Origin of the sequence: Paenibacillus sp. XY044 (assembly GCF_002257645.1) — a bacterium.
GTDB lineage: Bacteria > Bacillota > Bacilli > Paenibacillales > Paenibacillaceae > Paenibacillus_AQ.
This window is the reverse complement of record NZ_NQMO01000017.1, coordinates 42445-63268: the sequence shown is the minus strand read 5'-3', so window position 1 is coordinate 63268 and position 20824 is coordinate 42445. Positions and strand designations below refer to the sequence as shown.

The following is a 20824-nucleotide window of genomic DNA, read 5'->3' as shown; positions in this document are numbered from 1 at the left end:
TCCCGAACACGACCGTTAAGCCCTCCAGCGCCGATGGTACTTGGACCGAAGGGTCCTGGGAGAGTAGGACGTTGCCAAGCGAAGGACCACTGTTGATAAACATCGACAGTGGTTTTTTTGTTCCCCGCTCCTGTTGATAAGGGGCTTTTTTCATCCACAGCCTCTACGGTTTTCGGTATTTCTTCGTCATAATTATACACAGATAACGTTTTCGCCTTGAAAATCGCCAAAAAGTCATCCACAAATACACAAAATGATCCCCATAACCCACAGATCATCGTGAATAACCACAAAATGATCCCATTCTACAAATAAGTTGTCCCCAGGTAAACAGGATGGATTGACTTTGCAGATAGGTTTTGCCATACTCGACTTTGAATTTAGCCAATGTCAGGACAAAGGTTGTTTCCTGATTTCAGGGCTCATTTTGAATAGGTGAGGTGGAAGCATGGAAATCCGGAATTTACGGGAGGATGAATTTGATCAAAGCACCCGGCTGAGCGAATATGCTTTTCAATACAAGATGGCTCCCGAGCAAAAGCAGCAGGCCAAAGAACGATTTAAGCCTGATCAGGTTTGGGGGATCTTTGACGAGGATAAACAACTCGCGGCCAAGCTGGTGTTAATTCCGTTTACGGTATCGGTTCAAGGTGAGAGTTTTCCTATGGGCGGTATCGCCAGCGTTTCAACATGGCCGGAAAACCGTCGGCAGGGTTATATTAAGCACCTGCTGACGCACGCGCTGCAGCAAATGAATGAGAACGGGCAGGTCTTTTCCGTGCTGCACCCTTTCTCCTACCCGTTTTACCGAAAATACGGCTGGGAGATGTTCAGCGAGTACAAGAAATATGTCATTTCAACCGATAAATTGCCGGCAAAGGTCGTAACTGAAGGTTCGATTCGGCGAGATATCAAGGATCCGGACGTTCTGGATACGGTTTATGCCGCATTTTCCAAACAATATAACGGATTGATGGTCCGGACCCGGGAATGGTGGACCCGTTCAGTACTGGACGAAGATGGGCATACGGCGGTTTATTATTCGGCTTCAGGTGCGCCTGAGGGATATGTTCTTTATAAGGTGGAGAACAAGGAGTTTACCATCGATGAACTCATTTATGTAACCGATGAGGCACGCCGTGCGTTATGGACGTATATCGCCAATCATGATTCGATGGTCACTCAGGTGATCGTCAATTTCATGCCGATGGATGACAGTCTTACATACCAATTGGCCGATCCGCGGATTACACAGGAGATTGTTCCTTATGGGATGGCCCGTGTCGTAAATATGAAGAAACTCGTTGAAGTGTATCCCTTTGCAGCGTCCGGTGAGGGGCAATCCGAACGTGTAACCATTCAGCTGACCGACTCGTACGGGCCTTGGAATGAAGGCGTTTGGAGCTGGTCGTTTTCACCGGACGGAACCGCTTCGGTCGCTCCCTTGGAATCATCACAAGGACAGCAGGAAAATGCCCTGAGCTGCGATATTCAGGCTCTGACCGTCTTGCTGACCGGGTTCAAACGGCCGTCTGAACTGTACCGTTCCGGACGAATCGCAGGCAGTGCTGAGGCAGTGAGCATACTGGAAGCGCGGATCCCCGCTAAGCAGACCTTGTTTTTGGATTTCTTTTAATAAAAGTATTGGGTTCCCTTTTTATGGAAGTTAAAAAGCCGAGATTCGGTCAGATAAATAACCCTCTGTAGCGCTGCAGGGGGTTATTTCTATTGGTGCAGTATAAAAAGGAGGAGAACGTCAAAAATGAAGATACACCCTCTTGGCAAAACGTGAGAATATGTTATAATTTAGATCAAAGAAAGTCAAAGTCAACGTAAAAACAAATGTATGTTTGTCTACAGTTGAACTCACAATAGTGAATGCGCAAGGTTTAGATCAGTTATAACATATTCACCCGGGTAAGATCCAGATTCGAGCCCCTGGCCATTGGTTAAGTTTAGAGGAGATGGTTTGGGATTGTCGAACGGACTCACGAACGACCATGAAGGTCTTGATGTTTTAACGTAATGGAGGATGAACAATGCGTAATATCTCTGATATTATTGAACAATATCTAAAGGGTATTTTGCATGAAAGTCCCGAAGGATTGATTGAAATTCAGCGGAACGATCTGGCTGATCAGTTCTCATGCGTTCCGTCCCAAATCAACTATGTGATCAGCACACGATTCACGCTCGAAAAAGGTTATCTCGTGGAAAGCAAGCGCGGTGGCGGAGGGTACATTCGGATTCAGCGGATTGAACTCCCGCAATACTCGGCGCTTCATACCCATCTCCACCATACGATTGGGGACCGCATCGATCAGAACGTGGCCGAAGGGCTGATCTACCAGTTGGAGGAGGCACGCATACTGAGCAAACGCGAAGCGAACCTCATGCGCGCCGCGATATCCAGGGAGAGCCTGATGATCAAGCTTCCTTACCGGGATGAGATACGTGCTCGGCTGATGAAGGCGATGCTGATTTCTTTGTTAGGCAAATAGTCTTTCGGAGAAAAGGAGGTACTTCGGTATGCTTTGCCAAGAATGTGGTAAGAGACCGGCGACTCTCCATTTTACCAAGATTGTGAATGGTGAGAAGACGGAGTTTCATTTTTGCGAATCCTGCGCCAGGGAAAAAGGGGAAATGATCCCCGGAACCTCAGGCGGATTTTCCATACACAGCTTGCTATCCGGTCTCATGGACATTGACATGACCAGCAAGGGAGCGGCGAGCAGCGCCAAGGCTGCCCAATCGCTGAGATGCGAAGAGTGCGGCATGACGTACTCGCAGTTCAGCAAGATCGGCCGGTTCGGCTGCAGCTCCTGTTACAAATATTTTGGAGACCGCCTGGACCCTCTGTTCAAAAGAGTTCACGGCAGTACCGCTCACGTCGGCAAATTGCCCAAAAGAGGCGGAAGCAAAATTCAAGCGAAACGCAAGATCGACGGCTTGAAGCTTGAACTTCAGCAGCGTATTCACGAAGAGGAGTTCGAGGAGGCAGCGAAGCTGCGCGACCAGATCCGCAAGCTTGAGAAAGAATTGTCGGAACAGTAAAGTTCACTCGAAGGAGGAGGAATGCGTGATGCCACATCTCCGGTTTACCGAGAAAGCGCTGAGCGATTGGATGCGCGGCCAGGCCGATGCTTCCGAAATCGTCATCAGCAGCCGGGTTCGGGTTGCGCGCAACCTGCAGCATCTTCCTTTTCCGCTACTGGCCACCCGCCAGCAGTCGGAGGAAGTGCTTAAACGTCTGACGGGTATTCCCAGTGATCACCTTCAGTCTTTTGGAACTTTTTATACCGTGGAACTTGATCAAATTGATCCGCTGGACAAAAGGGTGCTGGTGGAAAAGCATTTGATCAGCCCCAATTTGGCGAATGAATCCCAGAATGGCGCGGTAATCCTCAGCGAGGACGAATCGGTCAGCATTATGATTAACGAAGAGGACCATCTTCGCATTCAATGTCTATACCCCGGTTTTCAAATCCGCCAAGCTTGGGAGAAGGCCTCGAGCATTGACGATAAATTTGAGGAGTACATCGATTACGCCTTTGACGATAAGCACGGGTATCTGACCAGCTGTCCAACGAATGTGGGCACTGGCCTGCGGGCTTCGGTCATGATGCACCTGCCGGCACTGGTGATGACCCAGCAGATTAACCGGATTTTATCCGCCGTTTCCCAAGTTGGGCTCACCGTAAGAGGAATTTACGGGGAAGGCAGCGAAGCAATAGGTAACCTGTTCCAAATCTCGAATCAGATTACCTTGGGACAGACCGAGAATGAAATCATCGACAACCTCCACAGCGTCGTGCTGCAGATCATCGAGCATGAGAAAAATGCACGCATGCGGCTCATGAACGATTCCAGACTCCGCATTACCGACCGTATCAAACGGTCCTATGGGATTTTATCCTACGCGGAAGTGATGGACTCGAAGGAGGCGGGGCAGCGTCTTTCCGACGTACGCCTTGGGGTTGACCTTGGGCTCTTGGAGGGACCATCCATTCCGGTGATGAATGAACTGAATGTGATGACCCAGCCGGGCTTCCTGCAGAAAACGTACGGTCACGATATGAACACCGAAGAACGCGATATTTACCGGGCGAAGCTCATCCGGGAAACCCTCGGAAATCGCTGAGCCTTTATGATATACAGCTTTACGATGAAGGACGCAAGTGTAGTAGTGATGATAAAACTCATGGAGGTGCAGGAGATATGATGTTCGGAAGATTTACGGAACGTGCGCAGAAGGTGCTTGCTTTGGCACAAGAGGAAGCGGTTCGTTTAGGGCATAACAACATTGGCACAGAGCATATTTTGCTCGGACTGATCCGGGAAGGGGACGGCATTGCCGCTAAAGCTTTGATCGGTCTTGGACTTGGCCTCGAAAAAATCCAGGATGAAGTGGAGACGCTCATCGGACGGGGACAGGAACAGCCGACGAATATCGCTTATACCCCTCGCGCCAAAAAAGTGATTGAATTATCAATGGACGAAGCGCGCAAACTTGGCCATACCTATGTAGGCACAGAGCACATCCTGCTCGGTCTCATTCGCGAAGGCGAAGGCGTGGCTGCCCGCGTGCTGAATAATCTCGGCATCAGCCTGAACAAGGCGCGCCAGCAAGTGCTGCAGCTGCTGGGCAGCAGCGAGGCTGTATCCAGTCACCACGGAAACCAATCTAACGTCAGTACGCCGACGCTCGACAGTCTGGCTCGTGACTTGACCGCGATTGCCAAGGAAGGCAACCTGGATCCGGTTATCGGCCGCAGTAACGAAATCGAAAGAGTCATCCAGGTTCTCAGCCGCCGGACCAAAAACAATCCGGTGCTGATCGGTGAACCGGGGGTTGGTAAAACCGCAATCGCCGAAGGCCTGGCTCAAAAAATCATCAACAACGAAATCCCGGAAACGCTGCGTGACAAACGCGTCATGACGCTGGACATGGGATCGGTTGTAGCCGGTACGAAATACCGAGGCGAATTCGAGGATCGCTTAAAGAAAATTATGGATGAGATCCGCCAAGCAGGCAACATCATCCTCTTTATCGACGAGCTGCATACGCTGATCGGTGCCGGCGGCGCGGAAGGCGCCATCGATGCATCCAACATTCTGAAGCCGTCGCTTGCCCGCGGCGAGCTGCAGTGCATCGGTGCCACCACGCTGGATGAGTACCGTAAATATATCGAGAAAGACGCCGCTCTGGAGCGCCGTTTCCAGCCGATTACGGTGGATCAGCCATCTCCGGAAGAAGCGATTCAAATTCTGTTCGGTCTGCGCGACCGCTACGAAGCGCATCATCGCGTAAAAATTACGGATGAGGCGATCGTGGAAGCCGTGAAGCTGTCAGACCGCTACATTTCCGACCGGTTCCTGCCGGATAAAGCGATCGACCTGATCGACGAGGCGGGCTCCAAGGTAAGGCTTCACACGTACACCATTCCGCCAAATCTGAAGGAACTGGAAAGCCGGCTTGAAGATATCCGCAAGGAAAAAGATTCGGCCGTGCAAAGCCAGGAATTCGAGAAAGCGGCCGCCCTTCGCGATACCGAGCAAAAGATCCGCGAAGAGCTGGACGTCACGAAGAACCAATGGAAAGAAAAACAGGGCCGTACGGACTCTGAAGTTACGCCTGAGGATATCGCCCAGGTTGTGGCCAGTTGGACCGGTATTCCGGTTAGCAAGCTGAAGGAAGAAGAAACGGAACGCCTGCTGAATATGGAGACAATCCTGCACGAACGCGTTATCGGCCAAGAAGAAGCCGTCAAGGCAGTCAGCCGCGCGGTAAGACGTTCCCGTGCCGGTCTGAAGGATCCGAAGCGTCCGATTGGATCGTTCATCTTCCTTGGACCTACGGGTGTCGGTAAAACCGAGCTGGCCCGTGCTCTGGCCGAAGCGATGTTCGGTGACGAAAATGCGGTAGTCCGCATCGACATGTCCGAGTACATGGAGAAACACTCCACGTCCCGACTGGTCGGAGCGCCTCCTGGATACGTCGGCTATGACGAAGGCGGCCAGCTGACCGAAAAAGTACGCCGCAAACCTTACTCGGTCGTCCTGCTGGACGAAATCGAGAAGGCGCATCCTGAAGTGTTCAATATTCTGCTTCAAGTGCTGGAAGACGGTCGTCTGACCGATTCCAAGGGCCGCGTGGTGGACTTCCGCAACACGCTGATCATTCTGACCTCCAACGTAGGTGCGGAAGCGATCAAACGGAACTCGACGATGGGCTTCACGGCAACAGCCGACGCCGGAGCCGATTACAACAACATGAAAGATAAAGTGATGGGAGAGCTGAAGAAGAGCTTCCGTCCGGAGTTCCTGAACCGGATCGACGAAATCATCGTCTTCCACTCACTCGAAGAGAAGCACATCGCTGAAATCGTGACGACGATGACCGAAGAGCTGCGTAAACGCCTGCGCGATTTCAATGTCGACTTTATCCTGACAGATAAAGCCAAGGCATTCCTCGCGAAAGAAGGCTACGACCCGGCATTCGGTGCCCGTCCGCTCCGCCGGGCGATTCAGAAGCATATCGAGGACCGTCTGTCGGAAGAGCTGCTCACGGGGCATGTGTCCAAAGGCGACTCGCTGCTCATCGACGAAGAGGGCGGCGCGCTGACAGTCAACAAAAACGAAAATGTATCGGCCAATACGCAATCGTAAATGAGCCGGTGACTTCATACGAAGCCTGAACAACAAGGGATTGCCCCGCCGGTTTTTGTGGACCTAGCGGGTCAGTCCCTTTGTCTGTTTCATCCGCAAATGAAAATCAATGTAAAGTTTTTGGATAGACTTTACGATAAATCTTAATAAATGGTAAACTTAAAATAATGCCAAATTTCTGAGGTAACGACATAATTAGACAAATTGGCTGCAGCAAAGGAGAGACGCATGGCCAAATCGAAAACCAAATTTTACTGTACCGAGTGCGGCTATGAGGCTGCCAAATGGTACGGGAAGTGCCCAGGCTGCCAAGCCTGGAACTCGATGGTAGAAGAAACGGAAAGCATCATCAAGACGCAGGGAATGAATTCCCCGCTTTTTCATAGTAAAGAAAAGCCGCTTTCGATCATAAATATAGAGAGCAGCCAAGAAGCGAGGGTGCTAACCGGGATCGGTGAGCTGAACCGCGTTCTGGGCGGCGGGATCGTTCCCGGATCGCTCATTCTCGTCGGGGGCGACCCCGGCATCGGCAAGTCGACCCTGCTCCTGCAAACGTCGCACGCTCTGACGCAGTCCGGCCTGCGCGTGCTGTACGTGTCCGGCGAGGAATCGGTCCGCCAGACCAAGCTCCGGGCGGATCGCCTCGGCGCCCTGTCGCCGGAACTGTACGTTCTGTGCGAGACCAATATGGATCTCATTGAAGAGGCGATCGAGAGTGTAAAGCCTCAGTTTCTGGTGATCGACTCCATCCAGACGGTCTACATTCCAGAGGTGACCAGCGCGCCGGGGAGCGTGGCGCAGGTCCGGGAATGTACGGCCCGGTTTATGAGGGTAGCCAAAGGGCTCGGCATTGCCACCGTTCTTGTGGGGCATGTTACAAAGGAAGGGGCTATCGCGGGGCCGAGGCTGCTGGAGCACATGGTAGACTGTGTACTTTATTTTGAAGGCGAGCGCCATCATACCTACCGGCTGTTAAGAGCCGTTAAGAACCGCTTTGGATCGACAAATGAGATCGGCATTTTCGAGATGAACGAAGTCGGGCTGGTCGAAGTGGGGAATCCGTCGGAGCTGTTTCTGTCCGAGCGCCCGCTCGGCGTTGCGGGATCCACGGTCGTGGCCAGCATGGAGGGCACCAGACCCGTCCTGGTCGAGCTTCAAGCCTTGATCTCTTCCACGCATTTTCCGTCGCCACGGCGCATGTGCACCGGGATCGACCATCACCGGATGGGGCTCATTATTGCGGTGCTGGAGAAGCGGATGGGCATGTTCCTGCAGAATCAGGATGCGTACCTGAACGTGGCGGGTGGCGTCAAGCTGGATGAACCGGCGGTCGATCTGGCCATAGCCGTCAGCATTGCCTCCAGTTTTCGGGATATTCCGACAAAGCCTTACGACGTCATGTTCGGTGAAGTCGGCCTGACCGGCGAAGTTCGGGGCGTTTCCCGTGTGGAACAGCGCGTCCGGGAGGCGGAGAAGCTGGGTTTCAAGCGGATTATTTTACCGGAAAAAAGTATGAAAGGATGGAGGCACCCCAAAGGTATTGAAATCATCGGAGTGAGTACCGTTGCAGATGCACTAGCGGTCGCGTTAGATTAGGGGGCAAATGAAGATGAAAGAACCGAGCCAATTGGATAAAATGAACGATTTATTGAAGCTCGTAGCACCCGGCACGCCGTTTCGCGACGGCCTGGAAAACGTGCTGCGCGCCAAAACCGGGGGACTGCTGGTGGTTGGCTACAGTCCTGAAGTGATGGAGGTTGTGGACGGAGGCTTCTCCATCAACTGCGATTTTTCGCCCAACTACTTATATGAGCTGGCCAAAATGGACGGCGCTATCATTTTGAGCGAGGACCTGAAGCGGATTCTGTATGCCAACACCCAGCTGATTCCGGACTCGTCCATTTCTTCGATCGAAACGGGGATCCGGCACCGGACGGCCGAGCGGGTCGCCAAACAGACCGGCAAGCTGGTCGTGTCGATTTCCCAGCGCCGGAACATCATCACCCTGTACCAAGGTACGCTCCGCTATGCGCTGAAAGAAATCGGCGTCATTTTGACCAAAGCCAACCAGGCGCTTCAGACGCTGGAGAAGTACCGGGCGGTACTGAACCAGTCGCTGACGAACCTGTCGGCATCCGAATTCGAAGAGCTGGTTACCGTTCCCGAAGTGGTCAACGTCATTCAGCGTGTGGAGATGGTCCTGCGCATCAAAATGGAAATCAAGCGCTACATCAACGAGCTAGGGAACGAAGGGCGCCTGATCAGCATGCAGATGGAAGAACTCGTGAGCAACATGGAGGAAGAAGCCTGGCTCTTGTACAAAGACTATGCACGTGACGACAACGATGAGAAGATCCGCGAGATGATCGCCGGACTGAAGCGGGCGACCGACGACGAACTGCTCGATATCCACTATGTGGTCCGCCTGCTCGGGTACCCGTTGTCGGCAGCGACCTCAGAAGAATCTGTAGCGCCCCGTGGTTACCGGATCCTCAATAAAATTCCACGTCTGCCGAATGTCATTATCCACAACCTGGTGGAGCGCTTTGAACGGCTGCCGCATACCATGATGGCTACGATCGAGGAGCTGGACGAAGTGGATGGAATTGGCGAAGTCAGGGCCCGCAATATAAAAGAGGGACTGAAACGCTTGCAGGAACAAGTATTCATTGACAGACAAATTTAAATGCCATACAATCAATGGATGACATGGGGGTACTACGATATTTGAGGTGAGAAAATGTTTACGAAATCAATTCCGAACATGTGTACCTTGGGTAACTTGTTTCTCGGAATGGTAGGGATTATGCTGGCCCTCGACAACAAGCTGAGCTTGGCGGCCATCATGATTATCATTGCAATGCTTCTCGACGGATTGGACGGCCGGGTGGCCCGGGCGCTCAATGCACAGAGTGAGTTGGGCAAGGAACTGGACTCCCTCTCGGATGTAATTTCATTTGGTGTTGCACCCGCTCTTATCATGTACATTTCTTGTTTTCACGATATGCATCATGCGCTGATCTGGACGGTAACCGCCGTATTTCCCATGTGCGGGGCGCTTCGGCTTGCCCGTTTTAACGTCCAATCAGGCAGCCCGGGATACTTTATAGGTCTGCCTATACCGGCAGCGGGCGGTGTGCTCGCTACATTATCTTTATTTCGTGATGAAATTTCCGCCCCCTATATGATCATTGCCATGCTGCTGCTGTCATACCTGATGGTCAGCACGGTCCGGTACCCGAATTTTAAGAAAATCGGTTTTCCGAAGAAAGCGATGATGTACGCGCCGTTCGTCATTCTTGCCGGAGTCGCGGTCGCCGTCACGTTCCCGGATCAGCTCTCCAAGCTGATTTTCTTGCCACTGGTGCTGTATGCAGCCTACGGTTTGAAAGAGAATGTGAGAAGGTTGTCGCGAAGACGCCGCCGCCATCGCGAGCAGTCCGATAAAGTGTTCAACGACCACTCCTCATAAACGAAAGCCCCGCTCAATAGAACGGGATTCAAAAATAAAAAGCATTTATTTCCTGCCGGGGGCAGCGAGATAAATGCTTTTTCTGCTTTTTATATTCTTGGTGCTTATGACATGTTAAACAGACCAAGGGTAGAGCATTTTTGCGATTCCTTCCGGACCACTTCATCCATGTTGATATCGAGCAGATTGCACAGCGCCGACATATAGAACAGGTTCCGCCCCAGCTCGGTGCTGATCACCTCGCGGCAGTTCTCGCACAGCTCTCCGTGGACATGGGTCCGTACCGTTTCCTTGGCTTCCTCGAGGTCCAGTCCCGGAGCAAAGGTTTGTTTAGTGGCATGAAGTTCAATACAACCGCAATCGGTAATCGCCTTGGCGACAGACCGGTTAACGGAGGCACTGCTTTGTCCATTCTTCGACAATACATCCAGCAGACTGCGGTGACGGAGCAACAGTTCGGAAACCTGATCTTGAAAGTCTTGTAAACTTGGTGTGCCCATGTATCCTCTTCACCTCTAACCTCTAGTTTTTTGAATGAACTTATTATATTCCAGTCATTTGCCCATTTTCAACCAAAAACGAGACTTCTGTAGGATGGTACAAAAGAAAGGTTCAGCCGTCCAATAAAAATTGGAATATACAGGATTAGGTTGCTGCAAAATGGACCATACTGCTAATGAAATCTGCAACTGTTAAAAATAAAGATTCAAGGAGGTGAGGGAACTGATGCTGAGGAAATCGATCGCGGCATTTGCCGGATTATGTGGGGCATGGATCGGGTACACGCTGCATCATGCAGCAGGCTGGTCGTTCCCTGGAATTGGTATTGATGATTCGCTGTGGGGCAGCCTAATGTTCGCTGTGGTTGGCGCAATTTTATTTTTGTTGATTGGTTCCCTATGTGCTCAAGCTGTATCGTATCGTCTGCATTCGTTTATCGCTTCGTTCTCGAACACGCCGATGAATGAATTGGCGGCCGGAGCGTCGGGTCTGATCGGAGGACTGCTGCTGGCTCTATTAATCTACCCCAGCCTTGCCTGGATTGGACATGCCGGGGATTTGCTCGCTGTCGGTGTGACGTTTGTGTTCGGTTATATGGGGCTGCGGATCGGACTGGAAAAGAAAGAAGAGCTCGCTTCCCTGTGGACTTCCGGCAAATGGAGCCGGGGCGAGCTGCCGGAGGAACGCCGGATTGAGGAGCATAAAATTCTGGACACGAGCGTCATCATCGACGGCCGGATCGCGGACATCTGCAAAACCGGTTTTATTGAAGGAACGATCGTCATTCCCGAATTCGTTCTGGAAGAGCTTCAGCATATCGCGGATTCGTCGGACCTGCTGAAGCGCAACCGCGGCCGCAGAGGACTCGATATTTTGAACAAAATCCAGAAGGAACTTGATGTCAGGGTGATGATCTATGAAGGGGATTTCGAAGAAATTTCCGAAGTGGACAGCAAGCTGGTGAAGCTCGCCAAAGTGCTGCAGGGCAAAGTGGTGACCAACGATTTTAACCTGAACAAGGTATGTGAGCTGCAAGGCGTTTCCGTACTGAACATTAACGATTTGGCCAACGCCGTGAAGCCGGTCGTCCTGCCGGGGGAAGAAATTATGGTACAGGTAATCAAGGACGGCAAAGAGCATGGCCAGGGAGTGGCTTATCTCGACGACGGAACCATGATTGTGGTTGAAGGCGGACGCGATTATATAGGCAATATGATGGAAGTGCTCGTAACGAGCGTGCTGCAAACCTCTGCGGGGCGGATGATCTTCGCCAAACCAAAACTGTTGGAAAAAGCCCAGTAAACGCGGTATGATGGGGGTATACTCTTTTTTGGTCAGTTGTTGAGGAGGCTTTGCATCGACTTGGGCACAGAGAATCAGGTGGGCGTCATTGTGGTATCCGCGGGCCGCGGCTCCCGGATGGGGACGCAAGAAAGCAAGCAGTACCTTATGCTTGAAGACAAGCCCATCATTATTCATACGCTTGACATTTTTGAACAAATGCCGCTGGTAAAGGAAGTAGTCCTGGTCACCGGGGCGGACGATATTCCGCGCTGCGAGCAGTGGATCAAGGATTACGGTCTTGGTAAAGTAACCAAGGTCATCGCCGGCGGAAGCGAAAGACAACAATCCGTATACAACGGCTTGATGGAAATCGGCACAGAATGGGTAATGGTTCATGACGGGGTTCGCCCGTTCGTGGAACCTGCACACATTGAGGCATGCTACCGGAGGGCGCTCCAGGAAGGAGCGGCCGTGCTGGCGGTGCCGGTGAAGGATACCATCAAGCAGGTGAACGATTCGGGGACGATTCTGGCGACCCCTGATCGCCGGAGTCTGTGGGCCATTCACACCCCACAGGCTTTTCGTCTTTCCGATTTGAAGATGGCCCATGAACGCGCCGCGGCGGACGGCTTCGCCGGCACCGACGACTCCATGCTCGTGGAGCGGCTGGGCATTCCTGTCGCGGTTGTGGAAGGCAGTTATACGAATATCAAAATTACGACACCGGAAGATTTGGAGTACGCCGCATTTATGCAGAAACGCAAGGGAGAGAACAAGGAATGATACGTGTAGGACAAGGGTTTGACGTTCACCAGCTGGCGGAGGGCAGGCCGTGCATTATTGGCGGGGTGACGATTCCGTACGAAAAGGGGCTGCTGGGACATTCCGATGCGGACGTGCTGCTGCATGCCGTGGCGGATGCCATTCTGGGTGCGCTTGCGCTGGGGGACATCGGCAAGCATTTTCCCGATACGGATCCGGAATTCAAGGACGCGGACAGTCTGAAGCTGCTGCTGCATGTTTGGGGACTCGCCAAGGAGCGGGGATACCGCCTGGGCAACATCGATTCGACCATTATCGCCCAGCGTCCGAAGATGGCTCCTTATATTCCGCAGATGGTGGAGGTTATCGCCAAGGCGCTGGATGCCGACGTGAGCCAGGTCAATGTGAAGGCCACCACGACGGAGCAGCTCGGATTCACCGGACGGGGAGAAGGCATTGCAGCCCAATCGGTTGTATGCTTGATCCAAGATGTGCTATCATCTTGAAGGATTTAGGCTGGAATAGGGTAAAGTATTTCTGAACGGACTTTATTGATCAATGATATGACGGAGGGGATCAGGATGAGCAAAGTGCGCGTACGTTATGCACCGAGTCCAACCGGACATTTACATATTGGCAATGCCAGAACGGCGCTGTTTAACTATTTGTATGCCCGCAACCAGGGCGGAGAGTTTATTATCCGAATCGAAGATACGGACGTGAAGCGGAATATTGAAGGCGGCGAAGAAAGCCAGCTGAAATATTTGAAATGGCTTGGAATGGACTGGGACGAGAGCGTCGATGTGGGCGGGGCGTACGGCCCTTACCGCCAGACCGAGCGTTTGGACATTTACAAGAAATACTGGCAGGACCTGCTGGACCGCGGTTTGGCTTACCGCTGCTATTGCACTGAGGAAGAGCTCGAGAAGGAACGGGAAGAACAGATCGCCCGCGGCGAGACGCCGCGCTATTCCGGCAAGCACCGTGATTTGACGCCGGAGCAGTGCCAGGCGTTCGAAGCCGAAGGCCGGGTAGCCAGCATCCGGTTCCGGGTGCCGGATAACAAGACGTACACGTTCAACGATATGGTTAAAGGAACGATCTCTTTCAATACCCAGGACACCGGCGACTTCGTCATCTTGAAAAAGGACGGCATTCCGACGTACAACTTCGCGGTGGCGGTCGACGACCATCTGATGGAAATTTCCCACGTGCTGCGCGGGGAAGACCACATTTCCAACACGCCGCGCCAGCTGATGATTTACGAGGCGTTCGGCTGGGAGCCGCCGCAGTTCGGTCATATGACGCTGATCGTGAATGAGAACCACAAGAAGCTCAGCAAACGGGACGAGTCGATCATCCAGTTCATCGAGCAGTACGACCAGCTGGGTTACCTGCCGGAAGCGATGGTGAACTTCATCGCCCTGCTGGGCTGGTCTCCGGAAGGTGAAGAAGAGATCTACAGCAGAGAAGAGCTGATCAAGATCTTCAATCCGGACCGCCTGTCGAAGAGCCCGGCTGTGTTCGATCAGAACAAGCTGGCTCACCTGAACAATACGTACATTAAGAATGCCGATACCGACCGGATTACGGAGCTGGCGATTCCGCACCTGCAGCGGGCTAGCCGCCTGCCTGCCGAACTGGATGAGGAGCAGAATGCCTGGACGCGCAAGCTGGTCGCTCTCTATCAGGAGCAGATGACAGCCGCATCGGATATTGTCGATCTGTCGGAAGTGTTTTTCCGCTCTCATCTTGAAATCGACCAGGAAGCTCTGCCGGTGCTGGCCGAGGAGCAGGTGTCTACGGTATTGTCGGCGCTGCTGACGAAGATCGAAGCTGCGGAAGAGTATTCCGCTTCGCATATTGCCGCTCTCATCAAAGAAGTTCAGAAGGAAACCGGCGTGAAAGGCAAGCAGCTCTTTATGCCGATTCGTGTCGCACTTACCGGCCAGATGCACGGGCGCGATTTGAATGAAACGATCTTCCTGCTGGGCCGCGGGCGCGTCATCGAGCGGTTGAAATCGCAAATTAAGGGAGCGTAGTTGGATTCTTTCTTATGGTAACGGCATATTCTAACCCATAAGCTCCCCGAAACACTTCTTGTCAGTAAGACGACTTATCGGCTATAATAACAAGCAAAATCAATTCGGCCCGCTGTCACAAGGGGGCCGGATGATCCAATGTGCGATCAGCGAAGATCAGGAGAAGTACATTGATTACGCCATTGACAGAGAGGGTAACCGCGAGGAAGGCGCAAGGCTTTCCTTCAAGGCTGTAAGTTACCTATTGGCCGGCAGTGGAAATGCACCTGTGAGCTGCATGGATGAGCGGAGGAAGACCTCCCCGTTAGACTGTGCCGGACGTCCGCCGTTATGAGGACAGAAAGTGGGGCTTTGTATGCCATGCTGCGTGCCGGAATCACCGGAGGGCACTGGCGGCAAAGTCCAAGCAGAGTGGGACCGCGGGTATAACGTCTCTGCAGCATAATGCTGCAGGGGCGTTTTTTGTTGGGGGAACCTTCGCTAAAGCGTGGTTGGGCTTCGATGAACAAGCGTCGATGAACGTTTTGGTTGTCAGGACGAGAAAAGGTGTTGTGCCTCCACGAAACGATGGAGAACAGAAGAAGCAAAGAGGGGAACGGATATGTTCAAGCATATGAAATCGGATATCCAAACCGTATTCGAGAATGATCCGGCGGCCAGAAGTCTGTTCGAGGTCATTTTCACCTATTCGGGGCTGCACGCCATCTGGGCCCATCGGGTTGCGCATGCGCTGTACAAACACCGATGGTTTACGCTGGCGCGCGTGATCTCCCAAGTCAGCCGCTTCATGACAGGGATCGAGATCCATCCCGGAGCCAAGATCGGCAAGCGACTGTTCATCGACCATGGCATGGGCGTGGTGATCGGGGAGACCTGCGAGATCGGGGACGATGTCGTCATTTACCAGGGCGTTACCCTTGGGGGCACCGGGAAGGAAAAAGGCAAACGGCATCCGACCATCGGCAACAATGTCGTGATCGCGTCCGGCGCGAAAGTGCTGGGTTCGTTTACAGTCGGAGACCAGTGCAACATCGGCGCCAACTCGGTCGTTCTGAAGGAGGTCCCCTCGAACAGCACGGTGGTGGGCATTCCGGGAAGGATCGTGAAGCAGGACGGACGCCGGGTGGACCGTCTCAGCCACCAGCTGCCTGACCCGATCGTCGATTCGCTGCGCAGCATGCAGCAGGAGATCGAACAGCTTCGCGGGGAATTGGAAAGACTAAATACGGAAAACAACCGGCTTCAGCAGGAGGAAGCTTCGGCTGGAGCACGTTCGAAATAAAGCAGCAGTGAATTTCATGGATGAAAGGAAATGTGGATATGGCCCTTCAAATTTATAATACGATGATCCGGGCGAAAGAAGAGTTTGTAGCGAAGCAGCCGGGAAAGGTGAACATGTACGTGTGCGGTCCGACCGTTTACGACTACATTCATATCGGAAATGCGCGTCCGATGATCTTTTTCGACGTCGTTCGCACGTATCTGGAGCAGATCGGTAACGAAGTGAATTACGTGGTGAACTTCACGGACGTGGACGACAAGCTGATCCGCAAGGCCGAACAGATGAACAGCACCGTTCCGGTGGTGGCGGATACGTTTATCAAAGCGTACTACGAGGACCTCGACGGACTGGGTATTCATAAGGCGACGATCAACCCGCGGGTTACGGAAAACATGGACAATATCATCGCCTTTATCAAGGAGCTCGAAGACGAAGGCTTCGCTTATGAAAAAGGGGGCGACGTGTTCTACCGCACCGGCAAATTTGCGGGTTACGGCAAGCTCTCGCATCAGAAGCTGGAGGAGCTGCAGTTCGGCATCCGGATCGGGGTCGACGAACGTAAGGAAAGCCCGGAGGACTTCGTGCTCTGGAAGGCAGCCAAGCCGGGAGAGATCTTCTGGGCAAGCCCTTGGGGCGACGGCCGTCCCGGCTGGCATATCGAATGCTCGGCCATGGCGCGCCGTTACCTTGGGGACACCCTGGATATCCACGGGGGCGGACAGGACCTGCAGTTCCCGCATCACGAGTGCGAAATTGCGCAGTCGGAAGCTTTGACCGGCAAGCCGCTGGCCAACTACTGGATGCATAACGGATACATCAAGATCAATAATGAAAAAATGTCGAAGTCGCTCGGAAACGGCATTTTGGTCAAGGATCTTCGCGCACAGTATAAAAAAGCAGCCATCCGCTATTTCATGCTGTCCACGCATTACCGCAATCCGCTGAACTTCAACAGCGAGACGATGGATCAGGCGATGAAGAGCGTGGAGCGGATCGCCAATGCCGTCACGAATATGAAGCACCGTCTGGATACGGTGACTCCAGACGGAAACGGTCCGGTCCGTGAATCCGTGCAGCAGAAGCTGGATGCGATTCTGGCTGCCTACTATGAAAAAATGAACGACGATTTCAATACACCGGATGCGATTACCTCCTTGTTCGAATGGGTCAGCGAAGCCAACCTGCTGCTTCAGGAGCCTGTGGCGAACCCTGCGGAACTGCAGGCGATGCTGGCGGCTTTTGACGAATTGAACGCCGTGCTGCGGCTGTATTTCGAGGAAAAAACCGAGCTTCTGGACGAGGAAGTCGAGCAGCTGATCGCCGAGCGTGTCGAAGCCCGCAAAAACAAGAACTGGAGCCGTGCGGATGAAATCCGCGATGAGCTTGCGGACAAGGGAATTCTGCTGGAGGATACGGCGCAGGGCATGCGCTGGCGTCGCAAATGAGCGGGGCGGACGGCAACGAACTGCTGCCGGAAAGCGCGGGGAACTGGATGTTCAGTTACCCGCCTTCCAAGCCGGCCCGGCTGATTCCGCCGATCGTCCTGGCGTATATCGGCGATGCCATCTATGAGGTGGCCATTCGTCAATATTTGATCTCCAAGACGAACCTTCGGCCCAATCAGCTGCACCGTTCGGCGACCGGACTCGTGTCGGCCAAGGCTCAGAGCCGGATTATCGGCGCATTGGAGGAAATGCTGACCGACGAGGAGCGCGACGTGGTCCGCCAGGGCCGCAACGCCAAGTCGGGCACCATTCCGAAGAATGCCGACGTGCTGGAATATCGGCATGCCACTGCATTTGAGTCCTTAATCGGTTATTTGTACTACACCGGGAAGTTCGAGCGGCTGCAGGAGTTAATCGACACGGGGATCCGGTTCATAGAGCAGCAGCCTAAGAAGAAATAAGACGGCACGGCCACCACTGGCCGATTAGAATCAGGAGGAAAATCGATGGAGGAAGAAATCATTGCCGGGAAGCATTCGGTGACCGAAGCGCTTCGATCCGGGCGGACGATCAATAAAATCTGGATTGCGGAAAATGCTCAGAAGCATCTGACGCAGCCGATCATATTCGAGGCCAAAAAACTTGGCGTCGTCATCCAGCAGGTGGACAAGCGCAAGCTGGACCAGATGGCGCCGGGCATGCAGCATCAGGGCGTAGTAGCGCAGGCTGCGCCTTACGCCTATGCCGAAGTGGAGGACATCCTGCAGGCTGCAGAAACGAAAGGGGAGGCGCCGTTCATTTTGCTGCTGGACGAAATCGAAGATCCGCACAATCTCGGCTCCATTCTCCGGACTGCAGACTGCACCGGCGTGCATGGGGTGATCGTGCCGAAGCGCCGGTCAGCCCAGGTCACCGCAACGGTATCCAAGACGTCCGCCGGCGCCGCGGAATACGTTCCGGTCGCGCGCGTAACGAACCTGGGACAGACCATTGAGGAGCTGAAGGAGAGAGGGATTTGGGTCGTCGGTACCGACGTGTCCGCTTCCTCCGAGATGTACGACACGAACGTGTTTGACGGTCCCGTCGCGGTGGTCATTGGCAACGAAGGGAAAGGCATGGGCAGACTGATCCGCGAAAAATGCGATGTTTTGGTGAAACTCCCCATGAAAGGTCAAATCAACTCGCTTAACGCTTCCGTGGCCGCGGGAGTCGTGATGTACGAAGTTCTGCGCCGGCGCCGTACCCAAGGTTAGCCGGGAATGGCGGCTTTGCGCGATGTGCTTTTGGTCGATGGCTATAACATGATCGGAGGATGGCCTTCCCTTGCAGAGCTGTCACAGATCAGCATGCAGGAGGCCAGGGATGAGCTGCTGGCCAGGCTGGCCGATTATCAGGCCTTTTCCGGAAGAAGAGTGATCGCGGTATTTGACGCCTACCGGGTACCGGGGTTGGGCAAATCCTTTTCACAGAGCAAGGTCCAGGTATACTTTACGAAGGAGAAGGAGACGGCGGACGAATGCATCGAGCGTCTGGTTGGTGAGCTGAGCCGGCGAAGCAGGGAGATCTATGTAGCGACCAGCGATTTGATCGAACAGCATGTTATCTTCGCGCGGGGAGCGCTTCGCTTGTCCGCCCGGGAGCTGCTGATCGAAGTGGAGAACAGCGAGCAGATGATTCAGAAGCGGATCAAGGAAGATCAGGCCAGATCGACGCGTAATACGCTGGACAGCAAGCTCTCGCCGGACATCCGAGAAATTTTCGAACGCTGGCGGCGGGAATAGCCAACTTTTGTATGAAATGACAATTTTGCATCTCTTGACAATTTTGCTATCGCTGTTCTTTTTTGGATAATCCGTGGTTGACGGCTCGGAGAGCATCATTTATACTGTTCGTATATTTCACGAGTAACGGGTACCTTGCGTTGCAGCCGGGGGGTTTCTTGGTGAGCGTCGACCTTAAAGAGTTAATGTTATCTGATTATGATTACAAGACGGATGAGGACGTAGTCGAATATTTCCGCGAAGGTGACAGTGAAGCGCTGGAGTACTTGATCAACAAGTACCGGAATTTCGTGCGGGCCAAAGCCAGATCTTATTTTCTGATCGGCGCCGACCGCGAGGATATCATCCAGGAAGGCATGATCGGTTTATACAAATCGATCCGTGATTTCAGAGGGGACAAGCAGTCCTCGTTCAAGGCTTTTGCCGAGCTGTGCATTACGAGACAGATCATTACGGCGATCAAGACCGCGACGAGACAGAAGCATATCCCGCTGAATTCTTACGTGTCGTTGGACAAGCCTATCTATGATGAGGACTCCGACCGTACACTGCTTGACGTGATTTGCGGCTCGCAGGTATGCGATCCGGAAGAGCTGATTATTAACCAGGAAGAGTTCGTCGGACTCGAGGACAAGATGTCCGAGATTCTGAGCGACTTGGAGCGCAAAGTGCTGATGTTGTATTTGGACGGCCGCTCCTATCAGGAAATCGCGGTGGATTTGAAACGGCATGTGAAATCAATCGATAATGCTCTGCAGCGGGTCAAGCGCAAGCTGGAGAGATATTTGGAAGTTCGCGACAATTGAACAGACGCTAAGGTGAAGAAAGGCTCGTAAGGAGTCTTTTTTTATTCACACGGGAAGTGCCGAGGTTTAACCTCTGGATGAATGAATCATACTGGTAAATGAATGCAGGCGGCTTATGATGAGAAAAAAAAGGCTTGAAACGACAGGGAATCGTGGTCTTTAAACGCATATTGACAAGGCCATTCTTTCGTTGACATGGTTTGACCCTTGTGATAAAGTGTTTTAGGTAGGCCTAAATTTCGCGTGTTTTAATGAATGAGAGAGCAAAGGCTTCGGCACAAGCTTGATCGTTCATTTCGCAGGAACGGTTTTTTTTCTTTTCAGCGATGAAAAGTTTAGGCTGCTTCCTACTAGGGATCAATAATGACTCTTCTGAAATAGAAGGACGTCTTCGGGAGGTGCACAGCATGCGGGTAATTATCACTTTGGCTTGTACGAATTGCAAACAAAGAAACTATACGACTACCAAAAACAAGCGAAATCACCCCGACCGCATGGAGATGAAGAAATTTTGCAAGTTTTGTAACGAGCAAACTCCTCATCGCGAAACCAGATAGTTTTTTGGAGGTGTAGTCGGCGTGAAAGGTTTCAAGTCTCTGTTTTCCTTTTTCTCTGAAAGCTGGGCGGAACTTAAAAAAGTTCGCTGGCCTAATCGTAAAGAGTTGACGAATTACACGCTTATTGTACTTGGCACCATTGCGATCGTCACGATTTATTTTTGGGTTCTAGATATCGGCATTTCCGCTGTGATCGAAGCGATTATTTAAGAAGGGTCCCGGG

21 protein-coding genes and 1 rRNA gene are annotated in these 20824 nt (G+C 52.7%); 21 read left to right on the top strand and 1 reads right to left on the bottom strand.

What is annotated here, in order from left to right; all coding sequences use genetic code 11:
* The 9 genes from rrf to pssA all read left to right on the top strand — a co-directional run.
* Window positions 1–80 (top strand): 5S ribosomal RNA (gene rrf / locus CJP46_RS37715); the annotation flags it as partial.
* Between the two features lie 368 nt (window positions 81–448).
* Entirely contained in the window at window positions 449–1636 is a 1188-nt protein-coding gene (locus tag CJP46_RS34945) for a GNAT family N-acetyltransferase (RefSeq protein WP_094600206.1), read from the top strand.
* A gap of 403 nt (window positions 1637–2039) precedes the next feature.
* Complete coding sequence (locus CJP46_RS34940) at window positions 2040–2501, top strand: CtsR family transcriptional regulator (protein ID WP_094600205.1); 462 nt, start codon at window positions 2040–2042, stop codon at window positions 2499–2501.
* 28 nt (window positions 2502–2529) lie between these two features.
* On the top strand, window positions 2530–3054 hold the full coding sequence (mcsA, locus tag CJP46_RS34935; protein ID WP_094600204.1) for a protein-arginine kinase activator protein McsA: 525 nt from the start codon (window positions 2530–2532) through the stop codon (window positions 3052–3054).
* Between the two features lie 28 nt (window positions 3055–3082).
* Entirely contained in the window at window positions 3083–4141 is a 1059-nt protein-coding gene (mcsB, locus tag CJP46_RS34930; protein ID WP_094600203.1) for a protein-arginine kinase McsB, read from the top strand.
* A 77-nt stretch (window positions 4142–4218) separates the two neighbouring features.
* On the top strand, window positions 4219–6669 hold the full coding sequence (clpC, locus tag CJP46_RS34925) for an ATP-dependent protease ATP-binding subunit ClpC (RefSeq protein WP_094600202.1): 2451 nt from the start codon (window positions 4219–4221) through the stop codon (window positions 6667–6669).
* 228 nt (window positions 6670–6897) lie between these two features.
* The gene (gene radA / locus CJP46_RS34920) at window positions 6898–8265 is read left to right on the top strand and encodes a DNA repair protein RadA (protein WP_094600201.1); all 1368 of its coding nucleotides are present in this window, start codon (window positions 6898–6900) and stop codon (window positions 8263–8265) included.
* 13 nt (window positions 8266–8278) lie between these two features.
* A complete protein-coding gene (gene disA / locus CJP46_RS34915; RefSeq protein ID WP_094600200.1) occupies window positions 8279–9355 on the top strand; it encodes a DNA integrity scanning diadenylate cyclase DisA in 1077 nt (358 codons plus the stop codon).
* Between the two features lie 54 nt (window positions 9356–9409).
* Window positions 9410–10141, top strand: coding sequence for a CDP-diacylglycerol--serine O-phosphatidyltransferase (gene pssA / locus CJP46_RS34910; RefSeq protein ID WP_094600199.1), 732 nt, complete (start codon window positions 9410–9412; stop codon window positions 10139–10141).
* A 104-nt stretch (window positions 10142–10245) separates the two neighbouring features.
* On the opposite strand, the gene CJP46_RS34905 is transcribed toward pssA, so the two are convergent.
* On the bottom strand, window positions 10246–10641 hold the full coding sequence (locus CJP46_RS34905) for a nucleoside triphosphate pyrophosphohydrolase family protein (RefSeq protein ID WP_094600198.1): 396 nt from the start codon (window positions 10639–10641) through the stop codon (window positions 10246–10248).
* A gap of 226 nt (window positions 10642–10867) precedes the next feature.
* On the opposite strand from CJP46_RS34905, the gene CJP46_RS34900 reads away from it, so the two are divergent.
* From CJP46_RS34900 to secE, 12 genes are all read left to right on the top strand, one after another.
* Window positions 10868–11944: a PIN/TRAM domain-containing protein gene (locus CJP46_RS34900; protein WP_094600197.1), complete on the top strand. Its 1077-nt coding sequence runs from the start codon at window positions 10868–10870 to the stop codon at window positions 11942–11944.
* Between the two features lie 54 nt (window positions 11945–11998).
* The gene (gene ispD, locus CJP46_RS34895; RefSeq protein WP_373558074.1) at window positions 11999–12709 is read left to right on the top strand and encodes a 2-C-methyl-D-erythritol 4-phosphate cytidylyltransferase; all 711 of its coding nucleotides are present in this window, start codon (window positions 11999–12001) and stop codon (window positions 12707–12709) included.
* Window positions 12706–13194 (top strand): 2-C-methyl-D-erythritol 2,4-cyclodiphosphate synthase, encoded by a 489-nt coding sequence (gene ispF / locus CJP46_RS34890; protein ID WP_094600196.1) that lies wholly within the window; start codon window positions 12706–12708, stop codon window positions 13192–13194. Before ispD ends, ispF begins: the two co-directional genes overlap by 4 nt.
* 75 nt (window positions 13195–13269) lie before the next feature.
* Window positions 13270–14730, top strand: coding sequence for a glutamate--tRNA ligase (gene gltX / locus CJP46_RS34885; RefSeq protein WP_094600195.1), 1461 nt, complete (start codon window positions 13270–13272; stop codon window positions 14728–14730).
* A 601-nt stretch (window positions 14731–15331) separates the two neighbouring features.
* Complete coding sequence (cysE, locus tag CJP46_RS34875; RefSeq protein WP_094600193.1) at window positions 15332–16012, top strand: serine O-acetyltransferase; 681 nt, start codon at window positions 15332–15334, stop codon at window positions 16010–16012.
* Window positions 16013–16050: 38 nt separating this feature from the next.
* Entirely contained in the window at window positions 16051–17457 is a 1407-nt protein-coding gene (gene cysS, locus CJP46_RS34870) for a cysteine--tRNA ligase (protein WP_094600192.1), read from the top strand.
* Window positions 17454–17918, top strand: coding sequence for a Mini-ribonuclease 3 (locus CJP46_RS34865; RefSeq protein WP_094600191.1), 465 nt, complete (start codon window positions 17454–17456; stop codon window positions 17916–17918). Before cysS ends, CJP46_RS34865 begins: the two co-directional genes overlap by 4 nt.
* Before the next feature lie 45 nt (window positions 17919–17963).
* Complete coding sequence (gene rlmB, locus CJP46_RS34860) at window positions 17964–18710, top strand: 23S rRNA (guanosine(2251)-2'-O)-methyltransferase RlmB (RefSeq protein WP_076176717.1); 747 nt, start codon at window positions 17964–17966, stop codon at window positions 18708–18710.
* Between the two features lie 6 nt (window positions 18711–18716).
* Window positions 18717–19238, top strand: a complete 522-nt coding sequence (locus CJP46_RS34855) for an NYN domain-containing protein (protein ID WP_094600190.1) — start codon at window positions 18717–18719, stop codon at window positions 19236–19238.
* Window positions 19239–19399: 161 nt separating this feature from the next.
* Window positions 19400–20044, top strand: a complete 645-nt coding sequence (gene sigH, locus CJP46_RS34850; protein WP_076176719.1) for an RNA polymerase sporulation sigma factor SigH — start codon at window positions 19400–19402, stop codon at window positions 20042–20044.
* Window positions 20045–20451: 407 nt separating this feature from the next.
* Window positions 20452–20601: a 50S ribosomal protein L33 gene (gene rpmG / locus CJP46_RS34845; protein WP_076176720.1), complete on the top strand. Its 150-nt coding sequence runs from the start codon at window positions 20452–20454 to the stop codon at window positions 20599–20601.
* A gap of 21 nt (window positions 20602–20622) precedes the next feature.
* Window positions 20623–20811, top strand: a complete 189-nt coding sequence (secE, locus tag CJP46_RS34840) for a preprotein translocase subunit SecE (protein ID WP_076176721.1) — start codon at window positions 20623–20625, stop codon at window positions 20809–20811.
* Window positions 20812–20824: the final 13 nt, after the last annotated feature.